This window comes from Bradyrhizobium sp. SZCCHNRI2009 (genome assembly GCF_032485115.1).
Taxonomy (GTDB): Bacteria; Pseudomonadota; Alphaproteobacteria; order Rhizobiales; family Xanthobacteraceae; genus Bradyrhizobium.
Window position 1 is genome coordinate 904034 of sequence record NZ_JAUEUH010000002.1, and the last position, 23612, is coordinate 927645.

At 64.7% G+C, this 23612-nt stretch carries 32 protein-coding genes; 30 read left to right on the forward strand and 2 right to left on the reverse strand.

The window, feature by feature from the left end; all coding sequences use genetic code 11:
* The first annotated feature begins 3 nt into the window (after positions 1-3).
* The 13 genes from QX041_RS11705 (at position 4) to QX041_RS11765 (ending at position 7874) form a co-directional block, all read left to right on the forward strand.
* The gene (locus QX041_RS11705) at positions 4-492 is read left to right on the forward strand and encodes an HNH endonuclease (protein WP_316165455.1); all 489 of its coding nucleotides are present in this window, start codon (positions 4-6) and stop codon (positions 490-492) included.
* Entirely contained in the window at positions 492-2627 is a 2136-nt protein-coding gene (locus QX041_RS11710) for an MT-A70 family methyltransferase (protein WP_316165377.1), read from the forward strand. The genes QX041_RS11705 and QX041_RS11710 overlap by 1 nt, the downstream gene beginning before the upstream one ends.
* Positions 2624-2815, forward strand: coding sequence for a hypothetical protein (locus QX041_RS11715; RefSeq protein WP_316165378.1), 192 nt, complete (start codon positions 2624-2626; stop codon positions 2813-2815). The genes QX041_RS11710 and QX041_RS11715 overlap by 4 nt, the downstream gene beginning before the upstream one ends.
* A gap of 34 nt (positions 2816-2849) precedes the next feature.
* On the forward strand, positions 2850-3212 hold the full coding sequence (locus QX041_RS11720) for a hypothetical protein (protein WP_316165379.1): 363 nt from the start codon (positions 2850-2852) through the stop codon (positions 3210-3212).
* Between the two features lie 229 nt (positions 3213-3441).
* Positions 3442-3741: a hypothetical protein gene (locus tag QX041_RS11725; protein ID WP_316165380.1), complete on the forward strand. Its 300-nt coding sequence runs from the start codon at positions 3442-3444 to the stop codon at positions 3739-3741.
* Positions 3738-4019, forward strand: coding sequence for a hypothetical protein (locus QX041_RS11730; protein WP_316158757.1), 282 nt, complete (start codon positions 3738-3740; stop codon positions 4017-4019). Before QX041_RS11725 ends, QX041_RS11730 begins: the two co-directional genes overlap by 4 nt.
* The gene (locus QX041_RS11735) at positions 4016-4273 is read left to right on the forward strand and encodes a hypothetical protein (protein ID WP_316165381.1); all 258 of its coding nucleotides are present in this window, start codon (positions 4016-4018) and stop codon (positions 4271-4273) included. The genes QX041_RS11730 and QX041_RS11735 overlap by 4 nt, the downstream gene beginning before the upstream one ends.
* Entirely contained in the window at positions 4240-4554 is a 315-nt protein-coding gene (locus QX041_RS11740) for a hypothetical protein (RefSeq protein ID WP_316165382.1), read from the forward strand. Before QX041_RS11735 ends, QX041_RS11740 begins: the two co-directional genes overlap by 34 nt.
* Complete coding sequence (locus QX041_RS11745) at positions 4551-4811, forward strand: hypothetical protein (RefSeq protein WP_316165383.1); 261 nt, start codon at positions 4551-4553, stop codon at positions 4809-4811. The genes QX041_RS11740 and QX041_RS11745 overlap by 4 nt, the downstream gene beginning before the upstream one ends.
* Before the next feature lie 255 nt (positions 4812-5066).
* Positions 5067-6128, forward strand: a complete 1062-nt coding sequence (locus QX041_RS11750) for a hypothetical protein (protein WP_316165384.1) — start codon at positions 5067-5069, stop codon at positions 6126-6128.
* Positions 6098-6739: a transcription termination/antitermination protein NusG gene (locus tag QX041_RS11755; RefSeq protein WP_316165385.1), complete on the forward strand. Its 642-nt coding sequence runs from the start codon at positions 6098-6100 to the stop codon at positions 6737-6739. The genes QX041_RS11750 and QX041_RS11755 overlap by 31 nt, the downstream gene beginning before the upstream one ends.
* Before the next feature lie 273 nt (positions 6740-7012).
* Positions 7013-7294, forward strand: a complete 282-nt coding sequence (locus tag QX041_RS11760) for an HNH endonuclease (protein ID WP_316165386.1) — start codon at positions 7013-7015, stop codon at positions 7292-7294.
* A gap of 88 nt (positions 7295-7382) precedes the next feature.
* The gene (locus QX041_RS11765; protein ID WP_316165387.1) at positions 7383-7874 is read left to right on the forward strand and encodes a hypothetical protein; all 492 of its coding nucleotides are present in this window, start codon (positions 7383-7385) and stop codon (positions 7872-7874) included.
* On the opposite strand, the gene QX041_RS11770 is transcribed toward QX041_RS11765, so the two are convergent.
* A complete protein-coding gene (locus tag QX041_RS11770) occupies positions 7871-8290 on the reverse strand; it encodes a hypothetical protein (RefSeq protein WP_316165388.1) in 420 nt (139 codons plus the stop codon). The two genes, QX041_RS11765 and QX041_RS11770, sit on opposite strands and share 4 nt — an antisense overlap.
* A gap of 49 nt (positions 8291-8339) precedes the next feature.
* Here QX041_RS11770 and QX041_RS11775 point away from each other — a divergent pair, with 49 nt between their 5' ends.
* From QX041_RS11775 to QX041_RS11795, 5 genes are all read left to right on the forward strand, one after another.
* Complete coding sequence (locus QX041_RS11775) at positions 8340-10055, forward strand: terminase large subunit domain-containing protein (RefSeq protein ID WP_316165389.1); 1716 nt, start codon at positions 8340-8342, stop codon at positions 10053-10055.
* Positions 10055-11377: a phage portal protein gene (locus QX041_RS11780; RefSeq protein WP_316165390.1), complete on the forward strand. Its 1323-nt coding sequence runs from the start codon at positions 10055-10057 to the stop codon at positions 11375-11377. Before QX041_RS11775 ends, QX041_RS11780 begins: the two co-directional genes overlap by 1 nt.
* A gap of 5 nt (positions 11378-11382) precedes the next feature.
* Positions 11383-12237, forward strand: coding sequence for a S49 family peptidase (locus QX041_RS11785; RefSeq protein WP_316165391.1), 855 nt, complete (start codon positions 11383-11385; stop codon positions 12235-12237).
* 127 nt (positions 12238-12364) lie between these two features.
* Positions 12365-13675 carry a phage major capsid protein gene (locus QX041_RS11790; RefSeq protein WP_316165392.1) on the forward strand — a complete coding sequence of 437 codons (1311 nt, stop codon included), beginning with the start codon at positions 12365-12367 and terminating at the stop codon, positions 13673-13675.
* Positions 13676-13747: 72 nt separating this feature from the next.
* Entirely contained in the window at positions 13748-14200 is a 453-nt protein-coding gene (locus QX041_RS11795; RefSeq protein WP_316165394.1) for a hypothetical protein, read from the forward strand.
* 71 nt (positions 14201-14271) lie between these two features.
* Here QX041_RS11795 and QX041_RS11800 read toward each other — a convergent pair whose 3' ends face one another.
* Positions 14272-14472, reverse strand: a complete 201-nt coding sequence (locus tag QX041_RS11800) for a hypothetical protein (protein WP_316165395.1) — start codon at positions 14470-14472, stop codon at positions 14272-14274.
* Between the two features lie 206 nt (positions 14473-14678).
* Here QX041_RS11800 and QX041_RS11805 point away from each other — a divergent pair, with 206 nt between their 5' ends.
* The 12 genes from QX041_RS11805 to QX041_RS11860 all read left to right on the forward strand — a co-directional run bounded on the left by QX041_RS11805 (position 14679) and on the right by QX041_RS11860 (position 23612).
* The gene (locus QX041_RS11805; protein WP_316165397.1) at positions 14679-15254 is read left to right on the forward strand and encodes a head-tail connector protein; all 576 of its coding nucleotides are present in this window, start codon (positions 14679-14681) and stop codon (positions 15252-15254) included.
* A gap of 6 nt (positions 15255-15260) precedes the next feature.
* On the forward strand, positions 15261-15620 hold the full coding sequence (locus QX041_RS11810; RefSeq protein WP_316165398.1) for a head-tail adaptor protein: 360 nt from the start codon (positions 15261-15263) through the stop codon (positions 15618-15620).
* Complete coding sequence (locus QX041_RS11815; protein ID WP_316165399.1) at positions 15617-16021, forward strand: DUF3168 domain-containing protein; 405 nt, start codon at positions 15617-15619, stop codon at positions 16019-16021. Before QX041_RS11810 ends, QX041_RS11815 begins: the two co-directional genes overlap by 4 nt.
* A gap of 33 nt (positions 16022-16054) precedes the next feature.
* Positions 16055-16558: a hypothetical protein gene (locus QX041_RS11820; RefSeq protein WP_316165401.1), complete on the forward strand. Its 504-nt coding sequence runs from the start codon at positions 16055-16057 to the stop codon at positions 16556-16558.
* 48 nt (positions 16559-16606) lie between these two features.
* Positions 16607-17035: a phage tail tube protein gene (locus QX041_RS11825; protein WP_316165402.1), complete on the forward strand. Its 429-nt coding sequence runs from the start codon at positions 16607-16609 to the stop codon at positions 17033-17035.
* Positions 17036-17091: 56 nt separating this feature from the next.
* Entirely contained in the window at positions 17092-17619 is a 528-nt protein-coding gene (locus QX041_RS11830; protein ID WP_316165403.1) for a hypothetical protein, read from the forward strand.
* Positions 17616-18074 (forward strand): gene transfer agent family protein, encoded by a 459-nt coding sequence (locus QX041_RS11835; protein WP_316165404.1) that lies wholly within the window; start codon positions 17616-17618, stop codon positions 18072-18074. Before QX041_RS11830 ends, QX041_RS11835 begins: the two co-directional genes overlap by 4 nt.
* A 139-nt stretch (positions 18075-18213) precedes the next feature.
* Positions 18214-20187, forward strand: coding sequence for a hypothetical protein (locus QX041_RS11840; RefSeq protein ID WP_316165405.1), 1974 nt, complete (start codon positions 18214-18216; stop codon positions 20185-20187).
* Positions 20187-20918 (forward strand): hypothetical protein, encoded by a 732-nt coding sequence (locus QX041_RS11845; protein WP_316165406.1) that lies wholly within the window; start codon positions 20187-20189, stop codon positions 20916-20918. Before QX041_RS11840 ends, QX041_RS11845 begins: the two co-directional genes overlap by 1 nt.
* A complete protein-coding gene (locus tag QX041_RS11850) occupies positions 20915-21526 on the forward strand; it encodes a hypothetical protein (RefSeq protein WP_316165407.1) in 612 nt (203 codons plus the stop codon). The genes QX041_RS11845 and QX041_RS11850 overlap by 4 nt, the downstream gene beginning before the upstream one ends.
* Before the next feature lie 3 nt (positions 21527-21529).
* The gene (locus QX041_RS11855) at positions 21530-22006 is read left to right on the forward strand and encodes a DUF6950 family protein (RefSeq protein ID WP_316165408.1); all 477 of its coding nucleotides are present in this window, start codon (positions 21530-21532) and stop codon (positions 22004-22006) included.
* Positions 21999-23612: a phage tail protein gene (locus QX041_RS11860; RefSeq protein ID WP_316165409.1), complete on the forward strand. Its 1614-nt coding sequence runs from the start codon at positions 21999-22001 to the stop codon at positions 23610-23612. The genes QX041_RS11855 and QX041_RS11860 overlap by 8 nt, the downstream gene beginning before the upstream one ends.

The window sequence follows — 23612 nt, forward strand, 5'->3', positions numbered from 1 at the left end:
GTGATGATCCGCGAAAGCTTCGTCTCGCCTCAGCCATTGCCCGGGGTCAGCGCTTTCGACCTCGTCGACCTGAGCTGGACGCCGTATCGCCGGATTTGGCTGTCGGTGCGCGACGACATCTCGTGCCTGGTCGATGTCGAGGACTACGAGTGGCTTTCGGAGACGAAGTGGAACGTCTCCTGGGGCTCGCGCACGCCTTGGCAGAAATACGCCAAACGCAATGTCGGACCTGACCGCGCAACGCTGCGCATGCATCGCGAGATCATGGTCAAGGCCGACCCGCGCTCGGACCGCTTCATGCGGACGCACGTAATCGACCACATCAACGGCCAGACGCTCGACAACCGCCGCTGCAATCTCCGCTGGCTGACGCATCGCCAGAACTGCGGCAACCGCACGCCGCGCGAGCAGATCCCGTCACTCGATTCCATCGTCCTGCGGCTCCTGGCCGATCTCGGTCACCAGCCGGAGCCTGCGGAGGTGCCGTTCTGATGACGCCGCTCTCGTTTCACCCGTATGCCGACCTGTTTCCGCTGATCGAGGGGCAGGAGTTCTACGACCTTGCGGAGGACATTCGGGTCAACGGACTGCACGACAAGATCGACCTGATCGAGATCAATGGCGCCAATCAGATCCTCGATGGTCGCAACCGATACCGCGCGATTGTATGGATCATGTCGACCGGCGAGGCGCTTGGGCCTGGCTGGGGCATCCATGCGGGCAGGGCGCTGTCACCCGCCGACTTGATGAGCGAGGACCAGCCGTGGCGTTCCTGGCTCTATCAGGATGGTGACGCCAACGACTACGGCAGCGATCTGCTCGCCTATGTCCTCTCGAAAAATCTCAAACGGCGCCAGCTCGACGAGAGCCAGCGCGCGATCATCGCCGGCCGGCTGGCCAACATGCGGCAGGGCCAGCGCACCGACCTCGAACCTTCTGCAAATTTGCAGAAGGTCTCGACGGCAGCCGCCGCGGAGGCCGTAAATGTTAGCGAGCGTTCGGCCGCCGCTGGCCGCAAGGTCGTACAATCGGCGCTGCCGGAGGTCGTGGCCGCCGTCGAGCGTGGTCAGATCAAGGTCTCGGTCGCGGAGCAGATCGCCGCCCAGCCGGCAGAGCGCCAGGCCGAGATCGTGGCTGCGTTGCCGCGTGATGCCGAAGGGCGGCTGACGCCGGAGGTGAAAAAGGCGCTGGCACCGGTCATCAAGGAAATCCGGAAAGAGAAGATCGCGGCCAAGAAAGAGCAGCGTGCCGAGCGCGAGGCGAAGCTCGGCCGCAAGATCCAGGCGCTGCCGGAGAAGATGTTCGGCGTCGCGATCGAGGATTTCGAGTGGGACCATGAGACGTGGTCCGCCGAGACCGGCACCGAGCGGCATCCGTCGATGCATTATGAGACCGCCACGGATGCGCATACGCCTGAGGAAGTCGTCGCGCGTTGCGCCGAACGCTTCGCCTGCCTCGCCGACGACTGCATCCTGTTCAAATGGACGACAGGCCCGCACGCCTACATCGCGATGCGAACGATGGAGCTTCAGGGCTTCAAGTACGTCAGTCAGCTCGTCTGGAACAAGGAACGGCCGGGCAACGCGCGGGGGCCTGGCTATTGGGTCACCGGCGAGCACGAGATCGTGCTGATCGGCACGCGCGGCAAGGTGGTGCCGCCGGCCACGGCGCATTTCCGTTCAAACTTCTCGGCGCCGGTCACTGACCATAGCGAGAAGCCGAACAACATCCACGAGATGATTGAATTCCACTGGCCGAACGTGCCGAAGGTGGAATTCAACGCGCGTCGTCGCCGGCCCGGCTGGGAAGCCTGGGGCTTTGATGCCCCCGCAATTCCGGCTGAGCCGGAATTGTCGGGAGACGCGCCAGCGCAAGGCGAAGCCTTGTCGCAAGCACGTCGGCTGCCACCTTCGGACGATCCAATCCTCCTCGAATGGAAGGCTCTCTCGGCGATCGATGCCGGCATCGTGGTCACCGGCTTGGCCGTCGAAGGGCTGATCCGAGACGGCTGGGTCGTCCGGGATATCGATGAAACGCTCGTTGTGACCGACGAGGGAATCGAGCGCATGCGCGCTCTCGATGCCGAGTTTATTCCAACCGCGAATTCTCAGTTTGCGGACAGCGGCCAGTCATTGCGTGCCGCCGATCTGCCAGCCCCGCCGGCATCACCTCCAGCGCCGGAAGATGGGATAGTCGAACCGGCTCGGGTCGACCAGGACACCGGAGCCGAAACCGCCGTTCCGCCGGCGGGCAGACCTGGCTCGAATTCTCCTGGCTCTGGTTTTCCTGATCTCGAGATCCCGCCGTTCCTGCGCCGGACATCGTCGCAGACTGCGGCCGAACAATCCGAGATGGATCTCGCGCGCCGCGACCGGCTGCCCCGCGAGGTCGTCGACGGGCATCTGCAGACGCGGCTGCCGCTGACGTTGGATGAGCTGGAGATGCAGGCGGCGCTGCGTGCGATTGACGCGGGAGAGGCGGTCGAATGGAGCATCACGCGCCATCTGATCGGTGCGGGCTTTGCGCACGCGACGACGAAACGACTCCTCGTCACCGACGAGGGGCGGGACTTCCTGGCGCAGCTCGTGCAGCCGGCGCTCGCGGCTGCGGCCGAGGTGCGGCCATGAGCGACAAGATCCCGCTGCGCCAGCAGATCGGCGCCATCAACCTCAAAATCCGGCAGCGCAAGAGCAGGCCGGGGATGAGCCGGTCGCAGGCGGGATACCACGTCTCCCGGCTCGAGGCTGCCGCCGCGACGCTGGAATGGTTGCAGGCGAACGAGGCACGTATCAAGGGAGCCGAGGGCAATGGCTGAGATCCTCGCCTGTCGGACGCTGACGCCGCGGCAAATGCGGCGCGTCATCCTGGAGTCGCCCTATGCCGGCGACATCGTCGCCAACGTCGCCTATGCGCGCGCCTGCGTGAAAGACGCGCTGCTGCGCGGCGAGGCGCCGTTGGTGTCACACCTGCTCTATACGCAGCCGGGCATCCTTGACGATGACAATGAGCGCGAGCGCGCACACGGCATCAATGCTGGACACGCCTGGATGCACCTGGCCGATGCGGTCGTCGTGTGTACCGATCGCGGCATCTCGCGCGGGATGGAAGCCGGCATCAGCATGGCCCGCTTCAACGGCGTGCCGATCGAGTATCGCAGCGGCATCACCTATCAGGTCGGCGGCGCGGACTACCTCGCGGGGTATCGCCGATGATCAATCAAGCCGTTCTCGCCGGATTCTTCGCCGCCTGCTGCCTCTGCTGGTTCCTGGGCTATTGGCTCGGTTGGCGGCATCGCGGGTATTCGCCGAGCAGCAGCTGGGCCGTGCGGTGCGTTGGCGGCGAGACGTTCATCCAATGCGACGGGCCGTTGGCAGCTCCGGAGCTTGAACAGCTTCGGCGCGATTGGGCGGAGGGCTTCGAGGCTCGCGCGCGAGGTGGCCAATGATCATCATCCGCGTCGAGCTCCATTCCGCCATCACGCGCCAAGTCACCGAGATCGCCCGCATGCGGATCTGCAACATCGGCGGCACGCGCGAGTATGGCGACTATCGCGCGGAGACCTTTCGCGGGCGCTCGGCGCAGCAGCTGGCGCGCCTCGTTCGTCAGCGTTCCGCCGATCTCACGAAATACCCGCGGCTGCGCGTTCACGTCTGGCATCTCGTTGCCCAGGCGCTGGTCGCGATGGGCTACGCGGGCGCGGGTCATATCGAGCAGCAATCTGATCTTCTGGAGGGGCCATGAGCGAAGCGGGCGCGTCGAGCAAAGGCAAACAACTCATCAAGGCATGGCAGCAGTCCGTCGAGCGCGAGGCGCGCGCTCGTCGCGAAATGACGGAGGCGGGGAACGCCGAGCGTGATGCGCGCAAGGCGCTCGGCGGCTGGCTCATGCCGTCGGACGCGAAGCCGAATGAGACCTTCTCGATCTGGGATCGTGATCAACACGATCAGGAAGTGATGTTCGAGGTCAAGTGCTGCGGCGCGGGCTCGATTCCGGAGATCAGGACCCGGGCGCGCCGATGACCAGCACCCGCCATAGCTGGGGCGAGAAGGTCCGCTTCCTCAACAAGACAGAGCAGGAATGCGTTCGCTGCGAAATGGTGAAAGTCGGCCGGCGCGAGGCGCAGGGCGGCCACGATCTCTACTGGACCGAGTTCTGGCGCGACGAAGAGCGCATCGACGACGGCGGCCACACGCCGCCGTGCGATTTCAGATGCGAGCAGCCGAAGGCAACGGGGGCCATATGGACACCAGGGGCACACGGCATCTCTCGGTAGCGGAGTTCGTCGAGGCCGTGCGCAACGCCGCGCCTGGCGCCTCGATCATCTACGCGACCGGCGATCTCGCCTATAGCGCACAAGGCGCGCTAGAGCTGCATGCCGTCCGCGCCAACGCGCAGTTCTGCGTGCAGGCCAAGCAGGGCGTTCTCGTCCAGCGCCGCCGTCCTGATCTGCCCTTTGCCGGCGCAGGCGGAGGTTGCTGCTTCGACTATCTATTCGTGAAGGCGCGGGGCCAGGCGTTACCCCCAAGCTCCTCGATGCTGGAGGCTGCCGAATGACGGACGTCCTGTTGCGCGCTCTGGCCGGCAATGGGGAGGTCTCGATCAAGCTCGCGACCGTCATCTGCTTGCTCGCCACCGACGGCGCCAAGCTGGGCGAACTCGAAGATTCCGAAGTGCTCGGCCCGGATGGTCAGCCGAAGGCCTGCAAGCGGCTGCGGCGCGCCTGGTTGGATCGGCTGACGCTGGCCGTCGAGCGCGGGGCGCTGGCCCGGATGAAGCCGGAGCGCGTCGTGATGATCCTTCTGCAGGGGTGACCCTGCTGTGCGTGGCGTGAACTGCTTTCCCTGCCTTTCGAATGTGAGACTGCCAACATGACTGCGTTTCGTGAGAAGCGCCGGGCCCGACACGTCGCCTCCGATGAGGCACATGCATGGGCGCGCTCGCTAGACCTGAGAAACCCTCCGGCGAAAAGCGTGCTGCGCTCGGCCGCGCTCTACGTCAACGGCGAGGCGTGCTGCTTCGTCGGTCTCGACCAGCTGGCAAAGGACACTGATCTCTCGGTTGACACCGTGCGCCGCCGGCTGGTCTGGCTCGAGGAGATCGGCGCCGTGTCGCGCATCGCGCAATGGATCGACGACAAGGGCGTGCGCAACGGCGACGGGCGCGGCAAGCGGACGACGGACCTGATCCGGCTGCATGTCGAGGCCGATCCCGATGAGATCGAGGGACGCGCGCTCGGCCGGATCGAAATCGAAGATAAATCAACGGCGTTTAGCCCTGGCAGGCAGCAAGGGCTAAATTCCGCGCCGGAAACGGTTAGCCCTGGCGTAGCCCTCGGCCAGCCCTCGCAGTGCTGCGACCACCTAAACTCTGAACCTGAACCTGAATCTCCCCCCTTACCCCCCTCCGGGGGGCGGGAGGCTGCTGGCGCTTGTGAGGAAGGCGAAGCGGAGCCGGAGCATTTCGGGCCGGCATGGCAGGGGTATCCGGAGCACGAAGCGATGCGGCGTGATCTCGCGCTCGCTGAGTTTCGCGCGCTGTCGGCGGCTGATCAGAAGCTCTGCAGGGCGGCCGTGCCGGACTACGCGGCGCAGGTGCGGCGGCTGAAATGGAAACCGCGGGCGTTCCACCTCTGGGTCCGCTCCGGCGGCTTCCGTGAGTTTCCGAACGCGAAGCTGCCGGATGAACGGCCGCCACCGCCGGAGCGTAGGCTGATCCAGGGCGAGGAGCTTTCCGGCTTCACGGTCGCCCTGCGCATCGCCGAGCGGCGCGATCCCGTGCTCGTCGCCGATCAGCAGCTTGGCCGCGGCGTCTGGCGCACGATGCCCGTGCAGCCGGATCTCGTCGCCGTGGCGGCGTTCCTGGACGATCCCGATCGCGAGCACTGGGAGATCGTCGCCGAGGGCTCGGAGCGCTTCGCGGCCTGGCGTGACCGGCTGAAGCTGTGGCTCGGCGCCGAGCCGAAGGCCGAACGCATCTGGCTCGAGCCGCATGATCCCGCCGTGCACGGCCTGTCGCCGATGCACCCGAATTTCCGTGTCCGAAGATCCATCAACGGCTTTCGCGTCCCTCGGTCCTTTCCGCCGCGCCGCGACGGCACGTGGTCACCAGCAGCAGGGGAGAGAGCATGAACATGGGTTATCAGATTGGGGATTTCGCGGGCTACGTCGACCTCGCCAAGCTGCATGCGCCGGAGGCGGCGCCAGTGCCGCAGTGCTGGTACATCTTGCGCACGCATCCGAACTGCGAGGCGAAGGTGATGAAGGCCTTCCGGCTGCGCAACATCAGCGCCTATCTGCCGGTCATGACGGTGATGAAGGAATTCCAACGCATCAGGCGCGGCTTCGAATGGATCGAGCGCCGGAACGTCGTATCGCCCTTGATCCTCGGCGCCGTGCTGATCCCGGATTTCGAGGAGCGCTGGGAATGCTGGCGTGGCATCGATGGCGCTATCGGCCTCCTGCGGTTCGGCGAGTGGACGCCTCACCTGACGCCTAAGCTGTTTCAGGACATCAGGAATATCGAGGACATCGCCAACACGCCGAAAAGCAAGCGGCAGCGCGCTTTCGAGGTTGGTCAGCTCGTCAGGGTCCTGAATGGACCGTTCCGCGGCTTCTCGGCGCGAGTTGAGAGAATTGACTCAAGGGGCCGACTCAGTGTCGGTGTCGAAATATTCAGGCGCATCACTCCCTTGGAGATCGAGGAGAGTGACATCGAAGCGGTTGAAGCTGAGTGCGCATGATCTGAGCGCGCTTGGTGCCAGATGGCCAAGGTCATCAGGACGCTTCGAACGGAGCTAACCGCTTCGGCGCATCCGCCACCAGCAAGACTGGTTCGCGGTAAAATGGTGGAATCTGCCTAAAAGCCCAGCCCTCGCGCTGGGCTTCGCGCGTCACGGGTTAGGTGCACGCGCGATTGGCTGATGGTGGTCTGAGCGCACCCGCTTTCTTTGTTGTTTCCTCCCTAGACTTGGGCCGCCTGTGGCAACGCAGGCGGCCCATTTGTCTTTGGGCAGATGCCTCCGCAACCACCCTGGAAGTCCTGGTACAAGACCGCCCGCTGGCAACGCCTGCGCCTGCAGACGTTCCTGCGCGATCACTACACTTGCCGGTGTGGCTGCGGCAGGATCGAGGGCAACACCTCGCTGCTCGTATGCGACCACAAGATCCCGCACCGTGGTGACGAGCGCCTGTTCTGGGATGAGGACAACACGCAGACCCTGCTGAAGTCCTGCCACGACAGCCGCAAGCAGCAGGCCGAGCAATCATCCCTCCACACCCGCGGCATCTGGCACTGATCATCACCGCGAGCCGAACGGAGGGGGGTGGTGCAATCTCTAGACCCTCTCCCTTCCAGGACCTCTCACCCGCAGGTTTTTTTTCGTCGTGGCTCGGAATTTCGACCTGTTTGGTGATCCCATCCCGGCCAATCATGGTGGCAAGGGGAGGCCGCCTCATATCCCGACGACGGAAAACCGGAATCGCGTCAACATGTTGCTCGCGTGCGGTTGGAGCAATGAACGGATTGCCGGCGCGATGCGTATTACGGAGCCGACGCTGCGGAAGCATTATTTTTCGGAGCTTAAGAGCCGCGAGGTCGCGCGCGACCGGTTGAACGCCGCGTTGCTGATGAAGGGCTTCGAGGGTGTGCAAAAGGGCAACGCCACCGCAATCCGGCTCTTCCTGCACCTGATCGAGCGCAATGACCTGATGCAGTTCGGCCAAGCGTTGCGGCCCGCTCGCATCGACAAGTCGGAGAAGGCGGCCAAGCCAGCCAAACTTGGCAAAAAACAGGAAGCACTGCTGGCCGCGCAGCAACCGGACGTCGGCACGCCCATGGGCGAACTGATGGCCCGTCGCCAGCAGAGCATGAACTAATTTCGAGAGCGAGGCATAAGGCCCCACATCGCCGCAACGTTTGCCTCGATAGCGCGATCCTGATCTCGCCTGCTCTTAAGCTTGTTCGTTTCGATAAAGACCGGCGTTACCGTTTCCCTGGCCGCGAGCCGATCGATCTCGCGACGGGTGGCGCCGCTCGGATGGCAAGCAACGATCATCACTCTGAGGCCTGAGTATTTCAGTAGGAAATCTCGGCCTTGTTTGATCTGCCCGGGGGTGTCGCCGCGACTGGACACGCCGACAGCATATTTGCGAATGGGCAGGCGAAAGATGCCCAAAACATCACGAGCCGCTCCCTCTCTTCGATATTCGAGGTATCGAGCTGTAAACTCTCGGATCGAGCTGCTCTTACCGGTATTTGCGGGTCCGCAGAGGCAAATGATTGTCAGCGCCATGTCGGTTCAATCTCCCTTAATTAAGCTGCCAGGGTAGCAGAACTCCGCCATGTGGGACACCTCCTGCCCGGACTGGGAAGATCGCATCCGGAACGGCCGCTCGCTGATGCCGGATCTGCCGCTGTTTGCCGATGAGGCAGCAATGGGTTTGGCGTTCTTTGATGAGCTGCGGCTACCGGATGTGAAGGGTACTCCGCGGCTCGGGGATGCCTCAGGCGAATGGTTCCGCGACTTGGTGCGCGCCGTGTTCGGCTCGTGGGACCCGGTCAACAAGGTCAGGATGATCCGCGATTTCTTCGCGCTAGTCCCGAAGGGGTCGTCGAAGACGACCTATTCGGCGGCGCTGATGCTGGTCGCCATGCTGATGAACTTTCGCCCGCGGGGCACCGCGCTGTTTCTCGGCGAGACACAGGCCGTCGCCGATCGTGCCTATGAGCAGGCGGTCGGCATGATCGAGGAATCGCCGGACCTGCGCCGGCGATTCAAGCCTCGCGACTATGACAAGACGATCGAGGACCTGGTCACCAAGTCCGAGATCATGATCGCGAGCTTCGATCTGAAGATCCTGACGGGCGCGATGGCGCTGATCTTCGTGCTGCTCGATGAGCTGCATCTGCTTGGCAAGCGAGCGCATACCTCGCGTGTGCTGCGCCAGATCCGCGGCGGCCTCGACAAGACCGAGGAGGGCGTGCTGGTCATCACCACGACGCAGAGCGACGAGGCGCCCGCCGGTGCGTTCAAGAGCGAGCTGAAATTCGTTCGGAACGTCCGCGACGGCCTTTACCGGGGCAAGATCATCCGTCCGACACTGCCGCTGCTCTACGAGCTGCCCCGTGACATCGCGACCTTGACGCGCGAGGAGCGCAAGCATGGCGTCGTGCCGCGCTGGATGGACCCCGCCGTCTGGCCGATGGTGATGCCGAACATCAACCGCCCGATCACGGTGGCGTCGATGCTGGCTGATTTCGCCAGCGAGCGCGAGAAGGGCCCGGACGCAGTTAGCGTCTGGGCCTCGCAGCATCTCAATATCGAGATCGGCACGGGAACGAATGACGACGGCTGGTCCGGCGCGGATCTCTGGGACGCGCAGGGTGACGAGACGCTCGACCTCGAGGCGCTGCTAGCCCGTTGTGAGGTGGTCACCATCGGTGTCGACGGCGGCGGCCGTGACGATTTGCTCGGCCTGGCGGTGCTCGGCCGCGAGACCGGTACGCGCCACTGGCTATCGTGGTGCTACGGCTGGGCGGATCCGATCGTGCTGGAACGGCGCAAGGATATCGCCGCGTATCTCGACGACTTCGTGAAGGAAGGCTCGTTCCAGATCGTCGCGGTCGCCGAGGCGCTTGCCGAGCTGACCAGCCTGGTCGCGCGCGTCAAGGCGTCCGGCTTGCTGCCGCAGAAGAACGCCGTTGGCATCGATCCGAACCGCGCCGCGGCGCTGTTCGAAGCGCTGTTTGCCGGCGGCATCACTGAGGACATGGTCCGCCGGCTGCTGCAGGGGCCGGCATTGGCGCCTGCGGTCTACGGCCTCGACCTGAAGCTCTCCGATGCGACCTACTTCCATGCCGACCAGGCGCTGATGACGTGGGTCGTCGGCAATGCCAAAGTCGAGCAGCGCGGCAACGCCGACATGATCACCAAGCAGGTCGCCGGCCGAGCCAAGATTGATCCGCTGATCGCGCTGCTGCAGGCCACGATCCTGATGAGCTGGAATCCTCAAGCCGGTCTGCTGGTGACTGGCTCCGACGTCGCGGAGATGGTGTAGTGGGGATTTTGTCCGGCCTCGGATGGGCGCTGCGCGGCATGGCCAGTGCGGTCGATGGCGCGATGGATCATCGCGACGTCTGGGGTGAGAATTGGTGGGGCGGCGGCTATCCGACGATCGCAGGCGTCATCGTCAACGATGAGCGTGTATCGCAGCTCGCTTCCGTGCAGTCCGTGCGGCAGGGGCTGTCCTCGGCAATGTCATCGCTGCCGGTGTCGGTATTCCGCAAGGGTGCGAACGGTGCGCGAGAGGCACTTCCGCAGCATCCTATCTCCAGGCTGCTCGGTTGCCGGCCGAATGCCCGGCAAACGCCGGCCGAATTCATCGGCGAACTGGCCTGGCATGTGTCCTACTACCGTAACGGCTATTGCCGGATCATCCCTGGAGATGCCGGCGGCGATGACTATGCAACCGGTGCGCTGGAGATCCTGCATCCGCGCCGCTTCGCCAAGCTGGAGCGCGGAGCCGACGGACACCTCTACTACACGTTCAATCCGCCGCGCACGATCGTGCAGGGAGCCCAGATCGCGACCGAGACCTATCGCGATGACGAGATCTGGCACATCAGAGGCAATCCGCTGCAGGAGGAAGGGCTGCTCGGTGAACCGATCTGGGCAACAGCCAGGCAGGTGTTCGCTCGCGCCATCGCGGTGCATGAGTATGGCGACATCTGGTTCGCCAACAACGGCCAGTCGGGCGGCCTGATCAAGCACCCGGGCACCTTCAAGGACAAGGCCGATCGCGATCAGTTCCTCGACAATTGGCGCTCGATGGGCACCGGCCGTAACCGGCATCGCGACCGGCTGCTGACCCATGGCGTCGATTACACGCCGATCAAGGTCACCAATGCCGAGGCGCAACTGCTCGAGACCGAGAAGGCCAGCGACATCGACGTGTTCGGGCTGTGGTCCTATCCTCCGCATCTTGCCGGCCGCCTCGATCGCGCGACCTTCTCGAACATTGAGCAGCAGTCGCTCAATTTCGTCGTCTACTGCCTGGCGCCGCTGGCCATTGCGCTCGAGCAGGGCGCCGAGCGCGATTTCCTCGGCGGCCAGGATGCCGAGCTGTTCATCGAGTTCAACTTCGCCGGCCTGCTGCGCGGCGACCTGTTGAATCGCTATCGCGCCTATCTGATAGCCCGCCAGGGCGAATGGCTGTCCGCCAACGACATCCGTCGTTTCGAGAACATGTCGCCGCGGGCCGACGAAGGCGGCGACGACTACACCAATCCGCAGACCAAGAGCGGCACGGCGGGCGGCAACGACGGACTCGAAAGCGACGGCGACGGCACCGACGACGAGCAGCCCGGAAAGAAGGATTGACCATCATGGCGAAGGACAAGCACCTGCAGAAGGTCATTGCGCAGATCTCGGCCATCGATCCCGTCGTGGTGCTCGACCTGGAGGCGCTCACCGGCTGCCTGGCGCGCGCAATCGCCCGTGAGGAGCAACGCGCCGCTGCGGCGGTGAGCGTGCCGACGCAGCCGAGCAAAATCGCGCTGATCTCGGTCTCCGGTCCACTGACGCCGCGCGGCAGCTGGTATGGCTCATCGCTGGCGCAGATCGCAGCGCAGGTATCGCGCGCCACTGCCGATTCCGACGTCGCCGGCATTATCCTCGACGTCGACAGCCCAGGCGGGACAGTCGCCGGTACGGCGGAGGCGGCCGCAGCGGTCGCCGAATCCGCGCAGAAAAAGCCGTGCGTCGCCTGCATCAACACGCTGGCGGCCTCGGCGGCCTATTGGATCGCCTCGCAAGCCTCCGAGATCGTGATGATGCCGTCCGCCGATGTCGGCTCGATCGGCGCAATGGTGATGCATGTCGACTACTCCAAGGCGCTGGAGGATGCCGGCATTACGGTGACCATGATCCGCTCGGAGCAATCGCCGAAGAAGAACGAGGCGCATCCGTTCGGCCCGCTGTCGGATGAAGCGCGGGCCAACCTGCAGTCGCGCGTCAACGATGCCGGCGCCGAGTTCATCCGAGCCGTCGCATCCGGGCGACGGGTGACGCAGGCCAAGGTGAAAGAAGAGTTCGGCCAGGGCCGCATGTTCGGCGCCCGCGACGCCGTTGCGCGCGGCATGGCCGATCGGGTCGCGACCCTCGACCAAGTCATCGCCGGCATGGTCGCGCGGATGCCAGCACGGTCGTCGCGTCGGCGCTCGGCGCTGGCGTTCGATTAGATCAGGTCAAACTTCGCAAATTGCGAACATTTGGTTGCTCCGCCCGCGTCCGCCCGGACAGCGGGACCAAGAGCCTCTGTCTCTGTCCGGGCGCTCTTACTTCCCTCACAACAGGAGTTGCGGTCCCATGAAGGATCTCAAGAAACTGCGCGCGTCCCGTGCCGACAAGGCAAAGCTCGGCAAAGGCAAGGTCGATCGCCTCAATGTTCTGCTCGACAAGTCCGATCTGACCGAGGCCGAGCAGGCCGAGCTGACCAAGCTTGAGGGCGAGGTCGACGCGCTCGAAACCGAGGTCAAGCAGCTCGATGCCGAGATCGCCGCCGAGGAAAAGAAGGCTCAGCGCGTTCGCCTGTTCGGTGCCCAGGCGGCCGGCGGACCCGCGCTCGCGACCGTCGTCAACGACAGCGACCCGACGCGAACCGGCGGTTTCCGGAACCTCGCCGAGTTTGCGGTGGCCGTGCGCAATTTCCAGGTCTCCGGCATTGCCGATCCGCGCATCACTGGTGCGGCCTCCGGCTATCAGCAGAATCAGGGATCGTCGGGTGAAGGTGTCCTGGTCCCGACCGAATGGCGCGAGCAGATCTGGGCGCTGGTGTTCGCCGACAACGACCTGCTCGGTTTCTGCAATCCGGAGCCGACGCAGGGCAACACGGTCGGCATCGTCAAGGATGAGACCACGCCCTGGGGCGCTGCCGGCGTCCAGGCGGCCTGGCGCTCGGAAGGCACGCAGATGATCGCCAGCAAGGCGGCGCTGACGCCAACGATCCTGCAGCTGCACGAGCTGTATGCGTTCGTGCTCGCGACCAACGAGGTGCTCGACGACGCGCCGCGGCTGCAGAACCGCATCACTGTGCAGGCCGCACGCGCGCTGCGCTGGAAGCTGTTCGAAGCCGTGTGCTTCGGTGACGGCAACGGCAAGCCGCTCGGCTTCATGAAGTCGCCTGCGCTGGTGACCGTCGCGGCAGAAGGCGGCCAGACGGCGGGAACGATCGTGACCGCCAACATCCTTAAGATGATGGCGCGTCTGTTCGAAATGCCCGGCGGCAATCCGATGTGGCTTGCCAACCGCGACACCATCCCGCAGCTCGGCACCATGACGATCGGCAACAACGCAGCGTATCTGCCGATCAACCAGGCGCTGACCGGTTCGCCGTTCAAGAACATCCTGGCCGGCGACCCGCTGCTGTTCAACGAGCACTGCCAGACTGTCGGGACCGCCGGTGACATCGTGCTGGCCGATCTCTCCGGCTACGCGCTGGCGACCAAGCAGGGCGGCGGCATCGACTTCGCGGCCTCGATCCATCTGTTCTTCGACCAGAACCTGACCGCGTTCCGCTGGATCATCCGCGCCGGCGGCCAGCCCTATCTGTCGGCTCCGGTCGGCCCTGCGAAGGGCACCAACACCAAGTCACACTTCGTGGCGCTCGCCAGCCGCTGATGACATCGCGGGCCGCGCGCAAATCCCGCGCGCGGCTCTTTCGCCCATCGCCAAACACCAGGACACGCTTTCATGACCGCAGCTCCCGCACTTCTCCCGTCCCAGCGCGTCGCGATCGTCGGCGCCGTTCCGCCGCAGTCGGCGTCCGCGGTCCAGACCTCCGGCTGGATCGATGCCACCACCTTTCACAACTACTTGTCCATGGTGCAGCTCGGCGCCGTCGGCGCCTCGGCGACCGTCGACGCCAAGCTGCAGCAGGCGACCGACAATAGCGGCACCGGCGCCAAAGATGTGACCGGCAAGGCGATCACGCAGTTCACCAAGACCAACAGTGACGACAACAAGCAGGCCGTGATCAACCTCAAGCAGGAGGATCTCGACTTCAACAATGGCTTCAAGTGGTTCCGGTTGTCGATCACCCCGGCCGTAGCGGCCACGATGATCGCCGGAACCGTGTTCGGTGTGGACGCGCGCTACGGCTTCGCCTCCGACAACAAGGCGGCCAGCCAGGCGCAGATTATCTAACGCGAGCCGATGATGGCATCCCGGCCGTTCGGTCGGGATGCACGTCTCCAGCTCATGCTACTGGCTCGCGTTTAGTTGGAAGACCGATACAGCGGGCTGTCTTCGGCGCGACGCGACTTCAGCAGTAGACGAACATGGTCGTAAGCTGGATCGGGCGGGAAGTTGATCAGTAACGTTGCTGCGCTTCCACGTCGAAATGAAGCGATGGCCGCAACAGCTGCTGAAACAGGAATAGCCGCCAGTGCGTCAAGAATCAGCTGATTAAACAACATGATAGTCCTTATGATTTCTACTCTAATACGTGCAGTTTCGCACAATTTGGCGGTCCAATCCACCCCGACGCGCACGATACGTTGGCCCTTCGCATCATTATCGCCGCAACTGGTCTGCCAAGGTAGATCCGCAGCGCTTCATTTTCCCTCGTCATCCGCGCAGCCCGGCCTCGTGCCGGGCTGCGGAGTGCCGCAAGAGACCTATCATGCTTCGCACCATCGCAGCCCCCCAATTCGATCCGGTCACGCTCGAGGAAGCGAAAGCGCATCTGCGCGTCGACTTCGAGGATGACAACGACCTGATCACGGGCTTCATCGCCGCCGCGACCCTGATGGCGCAAAGCGTGGTGCAGCGGCGTTTCGTGACGCAGACCCTGGAATGGCCGGTGCTCTCCTGGCGCCGCCTGGTCGACGGCCTGCCGATCGCGCCGGTAGCCCGGGGCGAAGTCATCGGCATCACCTATACCGGCCTCGACAACGCCACGGCGACGCTCGCGGTTGATCAGTACGTGGTGCAGACCAAGGGGCCAACGGTCCGCATTGTCCCGCCGCTCGGCGTGATCTGGCCGATCGTCAATCCACGCGCCGCAGAGCCGATCGTCATCGAATTTAAGGCAGGCGAGGCGGTCGACAAGGTCGCAGCCAATATCAAGACGGCCATCAAGATGATTGTTGGCCATCTCTACGAGAACCGCGAAAGCGTCGTTGCCTCGGCCCGTGCAGCCGCAATCGAGCTGCCGCAAGGTGCGCAGGCGCTGCTGTTGAGCGAGACCTGGGAGTAGAGCCAGATGTCCGGCGGAGCGCTGCGCTATCTCCTGGCTTTCGACCGCCGCCGCGGCGTCGACGATGGCGCTGGCGCGGTCGAGAGCGAGTTCGTCGAGCAGTTCCAGATCCAGGCCGAGCTGCAGCCGCGCTTTGCCGGCGAGGCGGTGCAGCAGGCGCGGCTGCAAGGGCAGTCGACCTTCACGGTGGTGGTGCGGTCCTGCCGCGACACGCGCGCCGTCGGCACCGATTGGCGGGCGCGCGACGTCCGCAGCGCCGCCGATCCCGATGCGCAGACCGTTTACGCGATCACCTCCGGCCCGATCGATGTCGAGGGCAAGAACCGCTATCTGGAATTCCTGATGCAGACCGGCAAGGCGCCATGACGACGATGGTCGATCCGACGCTCGCGGTCCAGGCAGCCGTGGTGCGCGTGCTGCGCAACGCGGCGACTGTGGCCGGCAGCCGCATCTTCTGCCCGGTGCCGATGGGGTCCGAGTTTCCCTATGTCTCGATCGGGCAGATCCAGGTCATCAATGAGCGTTACGAGGGCCTCGAGGGCGCACTGATCCATCTCACGCTGCATGCCTGGTCGCGCAGCGAAAGCCGCGTCGAGGTCCGGACCCTGGCGGCGCAGATCGTGGCTGCGCTCGACGGCGCCGAAGGCGTGCTGACCGGGCCGGATCTGCAGCTCAACAGCTGCATGTTCGAAAACGCGCTCCATCTCGACGATCCCGACGGCAAGACTGCCCATGCGGTCCTGACGTTCCAACTGCTCACCGACTGATCTTCCCTCACGCTGCAGAAGGACTCCTCGACCATGTCGACGACCATGACCTCCGTCATCAAGGCCTCGATCAACGTCGTCAGCAAGAAGGCGCTGGATGGCCGCGATGCCGTCGATCGCATCCCGGACCTGTCCGACATCGTGCTGTCCTACGGCGCCGGCTACGGCAAGGCGGATATTTCGTTCTCGGACGATCGCGCGCTGTCGGTCTCGACCTCCGAGAACCTCGATCTCTATGGCGTGTTGCTCGATGCTTTCGGTCAGCTCATCAACGCAGGCAAGATCAAGGCGATCCTGATCGACAATCAGGAGACGTCGTCGGGAACGCTAACCGTCGGCGCCGCGGCATCGAACACCTTCAACGGTCCGTTCTCCGGTGCGACATCGTCGATCGACATCAAGCCCGGCGATCGGGCGGTGTTCGTGAGCCGCACCGGCTGGCCGGTGACGTCGGCGACCGGCGACATCCTCAAGGTCGCCTGCGGTGCGCAGGGCTCGGCAGTCTACCGCGTCACCATCGTGGCGTCGTCGTCTTGATCCGGCGCTCCGCCGTTCTGAACCCCTTTCATTCCGGAGCTATCGTCCATGGCCAAGGCCCAAACGCTTCTGTTCTCCAAGTTTCTGGTCTCCCTCGGCGATGGCAATTCGCCGGAGACCTTCTCGGCACCGTGCGGGCTCAACTCGCGCAGCTACAATCGCACGGCGGCCACCAACGAGACCAATGTGCCCGATTGCGACGATCCGGACGCACCGTCCTGGCTCGATCGCGATGTCGTTTCGATGTCGGCAAGCGTATCCGGAGCCGGTGTCGTCGCGGACGAGGACTACGATACGTGGGAACTCTGGATGAGCTCGGGGGCGACGAAGAACGTCCAGATCAAGCTCGGCAACCGCGTCACGATCGGCCCATACAAGTGCACCAAGCTCAATCTCACCGGCCAGCGCGGCAACCGCGTGACTTTCGATGTGACGCTCGACAGTGATGGCGAGATCCCGCCGCTGCTGGCGCCGTGATCGGATGAGACGGGATCGCCGGGTCAATCCCGGCGACGGCCAACGGAGAGACGTCGATGGGCTCCAACAACGCATCCCTGCGCAACTTCAAGGCGGCGAATGCCGACCTGGTCAAGAGCGTGCGCAAGAACTTTCATGAGCTGGCGCTGGCGCAGGCGGCGGAGCTCACAGGCGACATGAAGCGCGCGATCGAGCACAACGTGTCCGGAACCTTGCAGGCCAGCGTCCGGTACGAGGACCGGACCAATGCCGACGGCAGCCGGGTGACGGTGCTGGTCATGGCCGGCGGCCCGGCCACGATGAAGGATGGCTTCGACTACGCGCTGGCGGAGGAGTTCGGCACCACCAGGCAGGCGCCGAAGCCGTTCTTCTATCATACCGCGCGCTTCTATCGGATGGGCGCCATGCCGCAATATCGCGAGACGCTCGACGAGACGATCAAGGAAAACGAGATCGTGCGGCGGACGATGCAGAACAACAACTATACGATGGCGCAGGGCGGGCATGGCGAGGTCGTCATTTCGGTTGGGCATCGCGGCGCCGCCAAGGTGCAGACGACGTACAAGGGCAGGCAGGTCACATGAGCGCGGACGGCGGCATCAGCTTTTTCTGGGGCGACGACGAGCACCGCTTCCGGCTCGCGATCGGTCAGTTTCGCGAGCTGCAGGAATGCATCAACCTGCGCCGGATCAAGCTGGGTGCCGGCATCGTCGGCCCGATGATGCTGCTCAACGCACTGCGCACCTCCGACGCCTGGCCTGACGATGTCCGCGACATCATCCGGCTCGGCCTGGTCGGCGGCGGCATGGAGCCGAAGGATGCGCACCGGCTGCTGCGGACCTATTTCGACGACGTCGATCGCTATCCGCCGCTGACGCATATGCGCCCGGCCTTCCTGATCCTGACGGCCGGGTTCACCGGGCCGATCGAGGCCAGAGATGATGCCGACGCGCAAAAAAAAAGCGCGGCGGGGATGACGACGGCGACCCCGACGCCGCAATCGACTTCGGACGCATCTACGGCACCGGCGCCGCCCTAGGCTTCGCGCCCGATCAGGTCGACCGCTGCTCGTTCTGGCAACTCGGCGTCTGTGTCGACGGCTTCAACAAGGCGAATGGCGGCGAGGACAAGATCGATCCGCCGACCGACGCCGAATTCGATGCTCTCCTGGAAAGCGCATGACCGATCTCGTCGTCCAGCTTGGCGCCAGGCTCGACCAGTTCGCGGCCGACATGAACAAGGCCGGCGACCTCGCCGACGGTGCGATCAGCCGCATCGAAGGGGCGTTCTCGAGCCTCAATCCGGGGCTCGGCGGGTTGGCCACGTTCGGCACCGTGATCGCCGGCGCCGCCGGCTCGCTCGGCGCAATGCTGGCCGGGCTGAAGGCCGTCAATTCCGAGCTCGCCAACATCGGCAAGGAAGCCGACTACGTCGGGCAGACGACCGAGCGCTTCCAGCAGATCAAGTTCGGCGCCACGCAAGGCGGCGTGTCGTCGTCGGATGCGAGCGCTGATCTCAAGCACGTGGCCGATCTGCTGGCGGATGCGAAGACCAACGAGAACTCGCTGACCAAGATCCTCGATGCCAACAACATCAAATATCGCGACCGCAACGGCGCGATCATGGACATGAACGGCTTTCTCAAGGCCGCAGGCGAGCTGATCGGGCGCTTCGATTCCATTCCGGAAAAGACCAAGGCAGCCCAGATGCTCGGCCTGTCCGCGGGGTGGGTCGACGCGCTGAAGGGTGGCCCCGCGGCTTTCGAGGCTATCGCGTCGAGCGCTAACGCGGCCGGCGTCATCATCGACGGCCAGACCATCGCCAAGGCCCGCAATTTCGACGAGGCCTGGAAGAAGTCGGCCGATCAGCTCGGCCTGCAGTTCAAGGCGGTCACAGCCGACGTCGCGTCCTGGCTGGACGATCTCGTCGACCGCGCGGCAAAGCTGGTGGATGGCCTGAACCGCGCAGCCAATATCCAGCCGGGATCGGGGCAGGGCGCCTTCAATGCGATCGCGGATTCGATGGAGATCCTGCGCAAGGATGCCGCAGGCCTGCCGCAGGACTTCGAGCAGCTCAACCGCGTCATCGAGCACTACAAGTCGTTGAGCGCGGAGAAGCAGGATCCCGTTCTGCTCGCCGGCCTCGAGGAAATGCGCGACAAGGCGCAGCAGGCGGCGAACGCGCTGCGCGGCGTCGAGCTGCTGAAATCGGCGGCAGCCTTTCCCGAGGGCGTGCCGACACCTCAGGCGCGGCCGGCCGAGGCCAATGCCAAGACCGGTACCGGAGTCATCCCTTCGCGTAAGACCGACAGCGGCAGTGGGCGCGATCAGTTCGATACGACCGTCGATCAAATCACCAAGCGCACCGCGACGCTGAAAGCCGATACCGCAGCAGTATTCCAGAACAATGCCGCGCAAGCGCAGTTCCGGGCCGAGTTTCAGGAGCTGACCGCGATCATGCGCGACCATGGCGAGGTCACGCAGGAGCAGATCGACAAGTATGAGGCGCTGCGCGGCTCGATGTCGGCGCAGGAGGCGCTGACGGCTGCCGGCATCACGCTGACCAAGGAGCACAGCGCGGCGTTCCTGTCGTCGTCGCAGTCGATCGCCCAGGCCACGGCGGCCTATGACGCCGCGGCCGAGAAGCTGCGCAACATCAACTCGGCCTCGTCGCAAATCGGCTCGGCGCTGTCGACCGCGTTCGCCGATGCTGTGCTCGAGGGCAAGAAACTCGACGATGTGCTGTCGAGCCTGCTGAAGACGCTGGCCAAGCAGGGCATCAACTCGCTGGTCGGCTCGATCTTCAATGCTCCGGCCTCAGGCGGCCTGTCGCCGTTCGCTTCGGTCCTTAGTGCCATCATCCCGAAATTCGCCGATGGCACGGATTCCGCGCCGGGGGGGCTTGCCCTGGTCGGCGAGCGCGGGCCGGAGCTGGTCAACCTGCCGCGCGGCGCGCAGGTCTATCCCAACGCGGTGACCAAGCAGATGACGTCGGGAGCTCAGATCAGCAACGTGTTCCACGTCGCCGGCGACGTCTCGCCGGGAACGATCAACCGGCTGCAGTCCATGGTGGTTTCGGCGCATCGCAAGGTCGACCGGCTGTCGCAGTTTACGGTGTCCAACCAGCGGCTGCAGGCGACGGGAGTGGGCTGATGGCCGTTCCCTACTTCCCGCGGGCTCTCCTGCGCGAGAAATCGCACAGCTGGAATCTCGGCGGCCATGCAGCGACACCTGGGGCCACGGCCGACAGCACGGCCGTTGTGGTGCGGTCCGATGGCGGCGGCTATTGGATCGCGACCATGAGCGACGTCAGCCTCGGCGCGCGTGCGGTGGGGCAGGGACGGCAGCGCCAGCGCAATGCGACGCTGCTGTGGCGCGCGGTGCGCCAGGTTGCCAAGGGCGGTGCGGCGCCGATGACCGTCTGGTGCAACGATGCGCAGGCGCGGCCGTGGCCGGCCGGTGTGCCACAGGGTGCGCCGCCGGCCGTGCCACACGGCGACGATGCGCCGTTCTCGGACGGCAGCGAATATGAGCAGGCGATGATCGACATCATCTGCGGCGCAGCAGCGCTACGCGCAACGTCACTCGGCATCATCATCAATCGGGCCGGCAGCCTGGTCGGCGGCGAGCGCTTCTCGATCAACCACGATACCGTCGGCTGGCGCCTCTACGAGATATCGACCGTGGTCTATTCGGACGCGACGCATGCGACCATCGGCTTCAATCCACCGCTGCGCGAGGACGTCGTCGCCGGCACCGCGCTCGAGTTCGATCGCCCACGCTGCACGATGCGCCTGGCAACGCCCGGCGCCATGGACCTCGCCGAGCAGCCCTGGACCTTCAACAGCGTGACCGTCCAATTCGTCGAGGCCACTGCGACATGACCTTCAACGACGCCGAGCTTGCAGCGCTGGAATCCGGCATGCAGCGGCTCGGGCTATTCTTCCGGCTCGACGTACAGCCGGTGGTGAGGATCTGGCTTGGCGTCGGCAAGATCCGGCCAGGCGTCAACGCTTATGATCCTTCCGGCGCGGAATACAAGGGGCTAGGCGAAATCGCCGAGCTGCCACCGTTCAAGCAGCTGACGAATGGCGCCGCCGAACGCGTCACCTTCACGCTATCAGGTGTCTCCGGCGACGTGCTGAAGATCGCTTCGTCGGGGGACGCCGAGCAAGTCAAGGGCACGCGGTGCGCTCAGGGCTTTGCGATCATGGACCAGGAATGGGCGCTCCTCGGCCCCGTGCATTGGTGCGCCAACTACACGGCCGATTATCTGGGGATTACCCAGGAGCCGGTCGAGGAGCTCGGCGGGGTGATCGTGCGCACGGTGCAATTGTCGTGCGGCACCTTGTTGACGTCACGCAAGCGGCCGTCCTTTTCGTACTTCTCCGACCCAGACCAGCGCGCGCGCTCGCCCGGCGATCGCTTCTGCGAGCGCACGCCGCTCTACGCCAACCAGTTCAACATGGCCTGGCCGACGTTCCAGGTGTGATACATGACCCTCGCAGACTATCTCGCTTCGCTGGCGCACAAGCGCTGGGCGCCGGGCACGCTTGACTGTGGGGTGTTCATGGCCGACTGGGCGATCGCCTGCGGCCGGCCGGACCCGATCGCCGACGTCCGCGGCAGCTACGACAGCGAGCGCGGCTTTCTGCGCATCCTCCGCCGCGAGGGCGGCTTCGCAGCGTCCTGCACGGCGCGTCTGGCGCGCATTGGCGCCATTGAGGTAGCAGAGCCCACCGCTGGCGATTTCGCCGTCGTGCTGGCGCCGTACGCGGTAAGACGCGGCAAGCTGCAACAGCGGCCCACCGGCGCGATCTGCGTCTCGCCAACACAACGTGCGGTGATCACCTCTGACATGGGTGTAGTCATCGCCGGTGAGGCCGAGTTGCCACTGGTGAAAGTGTGGCGTTTGGCCGAGCTGATGGATAGCCCGGTTAAGTCCGGCGCTGACGGACAACGCAATGGCTGAGACAGTTGGCGCTCTCATCCTGTCGGCGATCGGCGCCACCGAAATCGCCAGCGTAGCCGTCGTCGGCAGCGTCACCGTGGCGACGGTGGTCGGCACCGCGGCGCTGATCGGCGCCTCGATCGGGCTGCAATATGCGCTGGCTGCAGGCAATCGCGGCGATACGCCGAAGCCGGAGGAGGGGTCTCAACCGCTCAAACAGGCGATCCCGCCGCGCATCAAGGGCTACGGCACCAACCGCCTCGCCGGCTATTACATGCTATTCGAGGCGCACGGCAACCCGCCGGCGACGGCCTACATGGTGTGCGCGCTGCATCAGGGCCGCATCTCGGCCTATCGCGGCTTCTACCTGCATGACGACGCGCTGACGATGTACCTCGACATCACCCATGGCGGCGTCAGCCAGGTCGCGCCCTGGGATTCTCATGGACGCTATCAGAACGTTCAGTTCGAAGTGTTCCTCGGCGCGGCCTCGCAGACCGCCTCGGTGCAGCTGACGACCAGCGGCAGCGCAATTCCCGGTATCTGGTCAACGGATCACCGCGGCGACGGCGTCGCCAACATGGTGGTGATCTGCGGCGGCGATGCCGACCCGAAGAACTTCTCCAATTCCTATCCGCATAATCTTCCGGTGCCCTCGGCGATCTGTGACTGCGCGCTGATCTGGGACCCGCGCGACCCGGCGCAGAGCCGCACCAATCCGGCGACCTGGACCTTCTCAAAGAACCCCGTGCTGCAACTCATCGATTATCTCACCTCGGATGAGGGCGGCCTCGGTCTCGACTTTGCAACCGTCATCGCGCCGAACCTCGCCGCCTGGATGGTCGAGGCCAGTATGTGCGATCAGGCGGTCGATACGGCGACGCCAGGGGTGCAGGAGCCGCGCTACCAGTCCAACGGCTGGTTTACCTACGACAACACACCTGCGGACATCATCGGCGGCATTCTCGCTACCTGCGATGGCTGGCTGGGGGAGACCGGCGACGGCGCGCTGGCGATCGTGGTCGGTGTCTACCGGGCTCCGACGGATCCGCCGATCACGGAAAAGCATATCGTCGGCTTTGCGCTGTCGTATGGCCAGGCCGACGAGCAGCTCATAAACCAACTCGACATCTCCTATACCGATCCGGCCCAGAACTATGTGACCGTCGCGGCCAATCCCTGGCGCGACGAAGCGTCAATCTCAGCGGTCGGCGAAGCCAAGCCGAAGCCGCTTGAGCTGAAATGGGTGCATTCCTACACTCAGGCGCGCCGGCTCGCCGATCGCGCCATGCAGCGGCTCAATCCGCGCCTGACCGGGTCGTTCAGCACGACGCTGTACGGCCTGCGTTACCTCGGCCGGCGATGGGTGCCGATCAAATATCCCTTTATCTCGGGCCTGCAGGACAACGTCGTCGAGATCCAGAGCGCCGAGGTCGACCTGAAGCGAGGTCGCATTACCTGGCAGTTCAGTCTGATCGCGACCTCCGAGATCGAGGCATTCGATCCAGGCGCCGACGCCAATACCCCGCCGGTGGTGCCACCGATCATTCCGCAGGTCCGTTTGCTGCGCGAGAATTCGACGCCGCTCGTGCGCGAGGATGGATCTTACTACATGAGGGAATCCTGA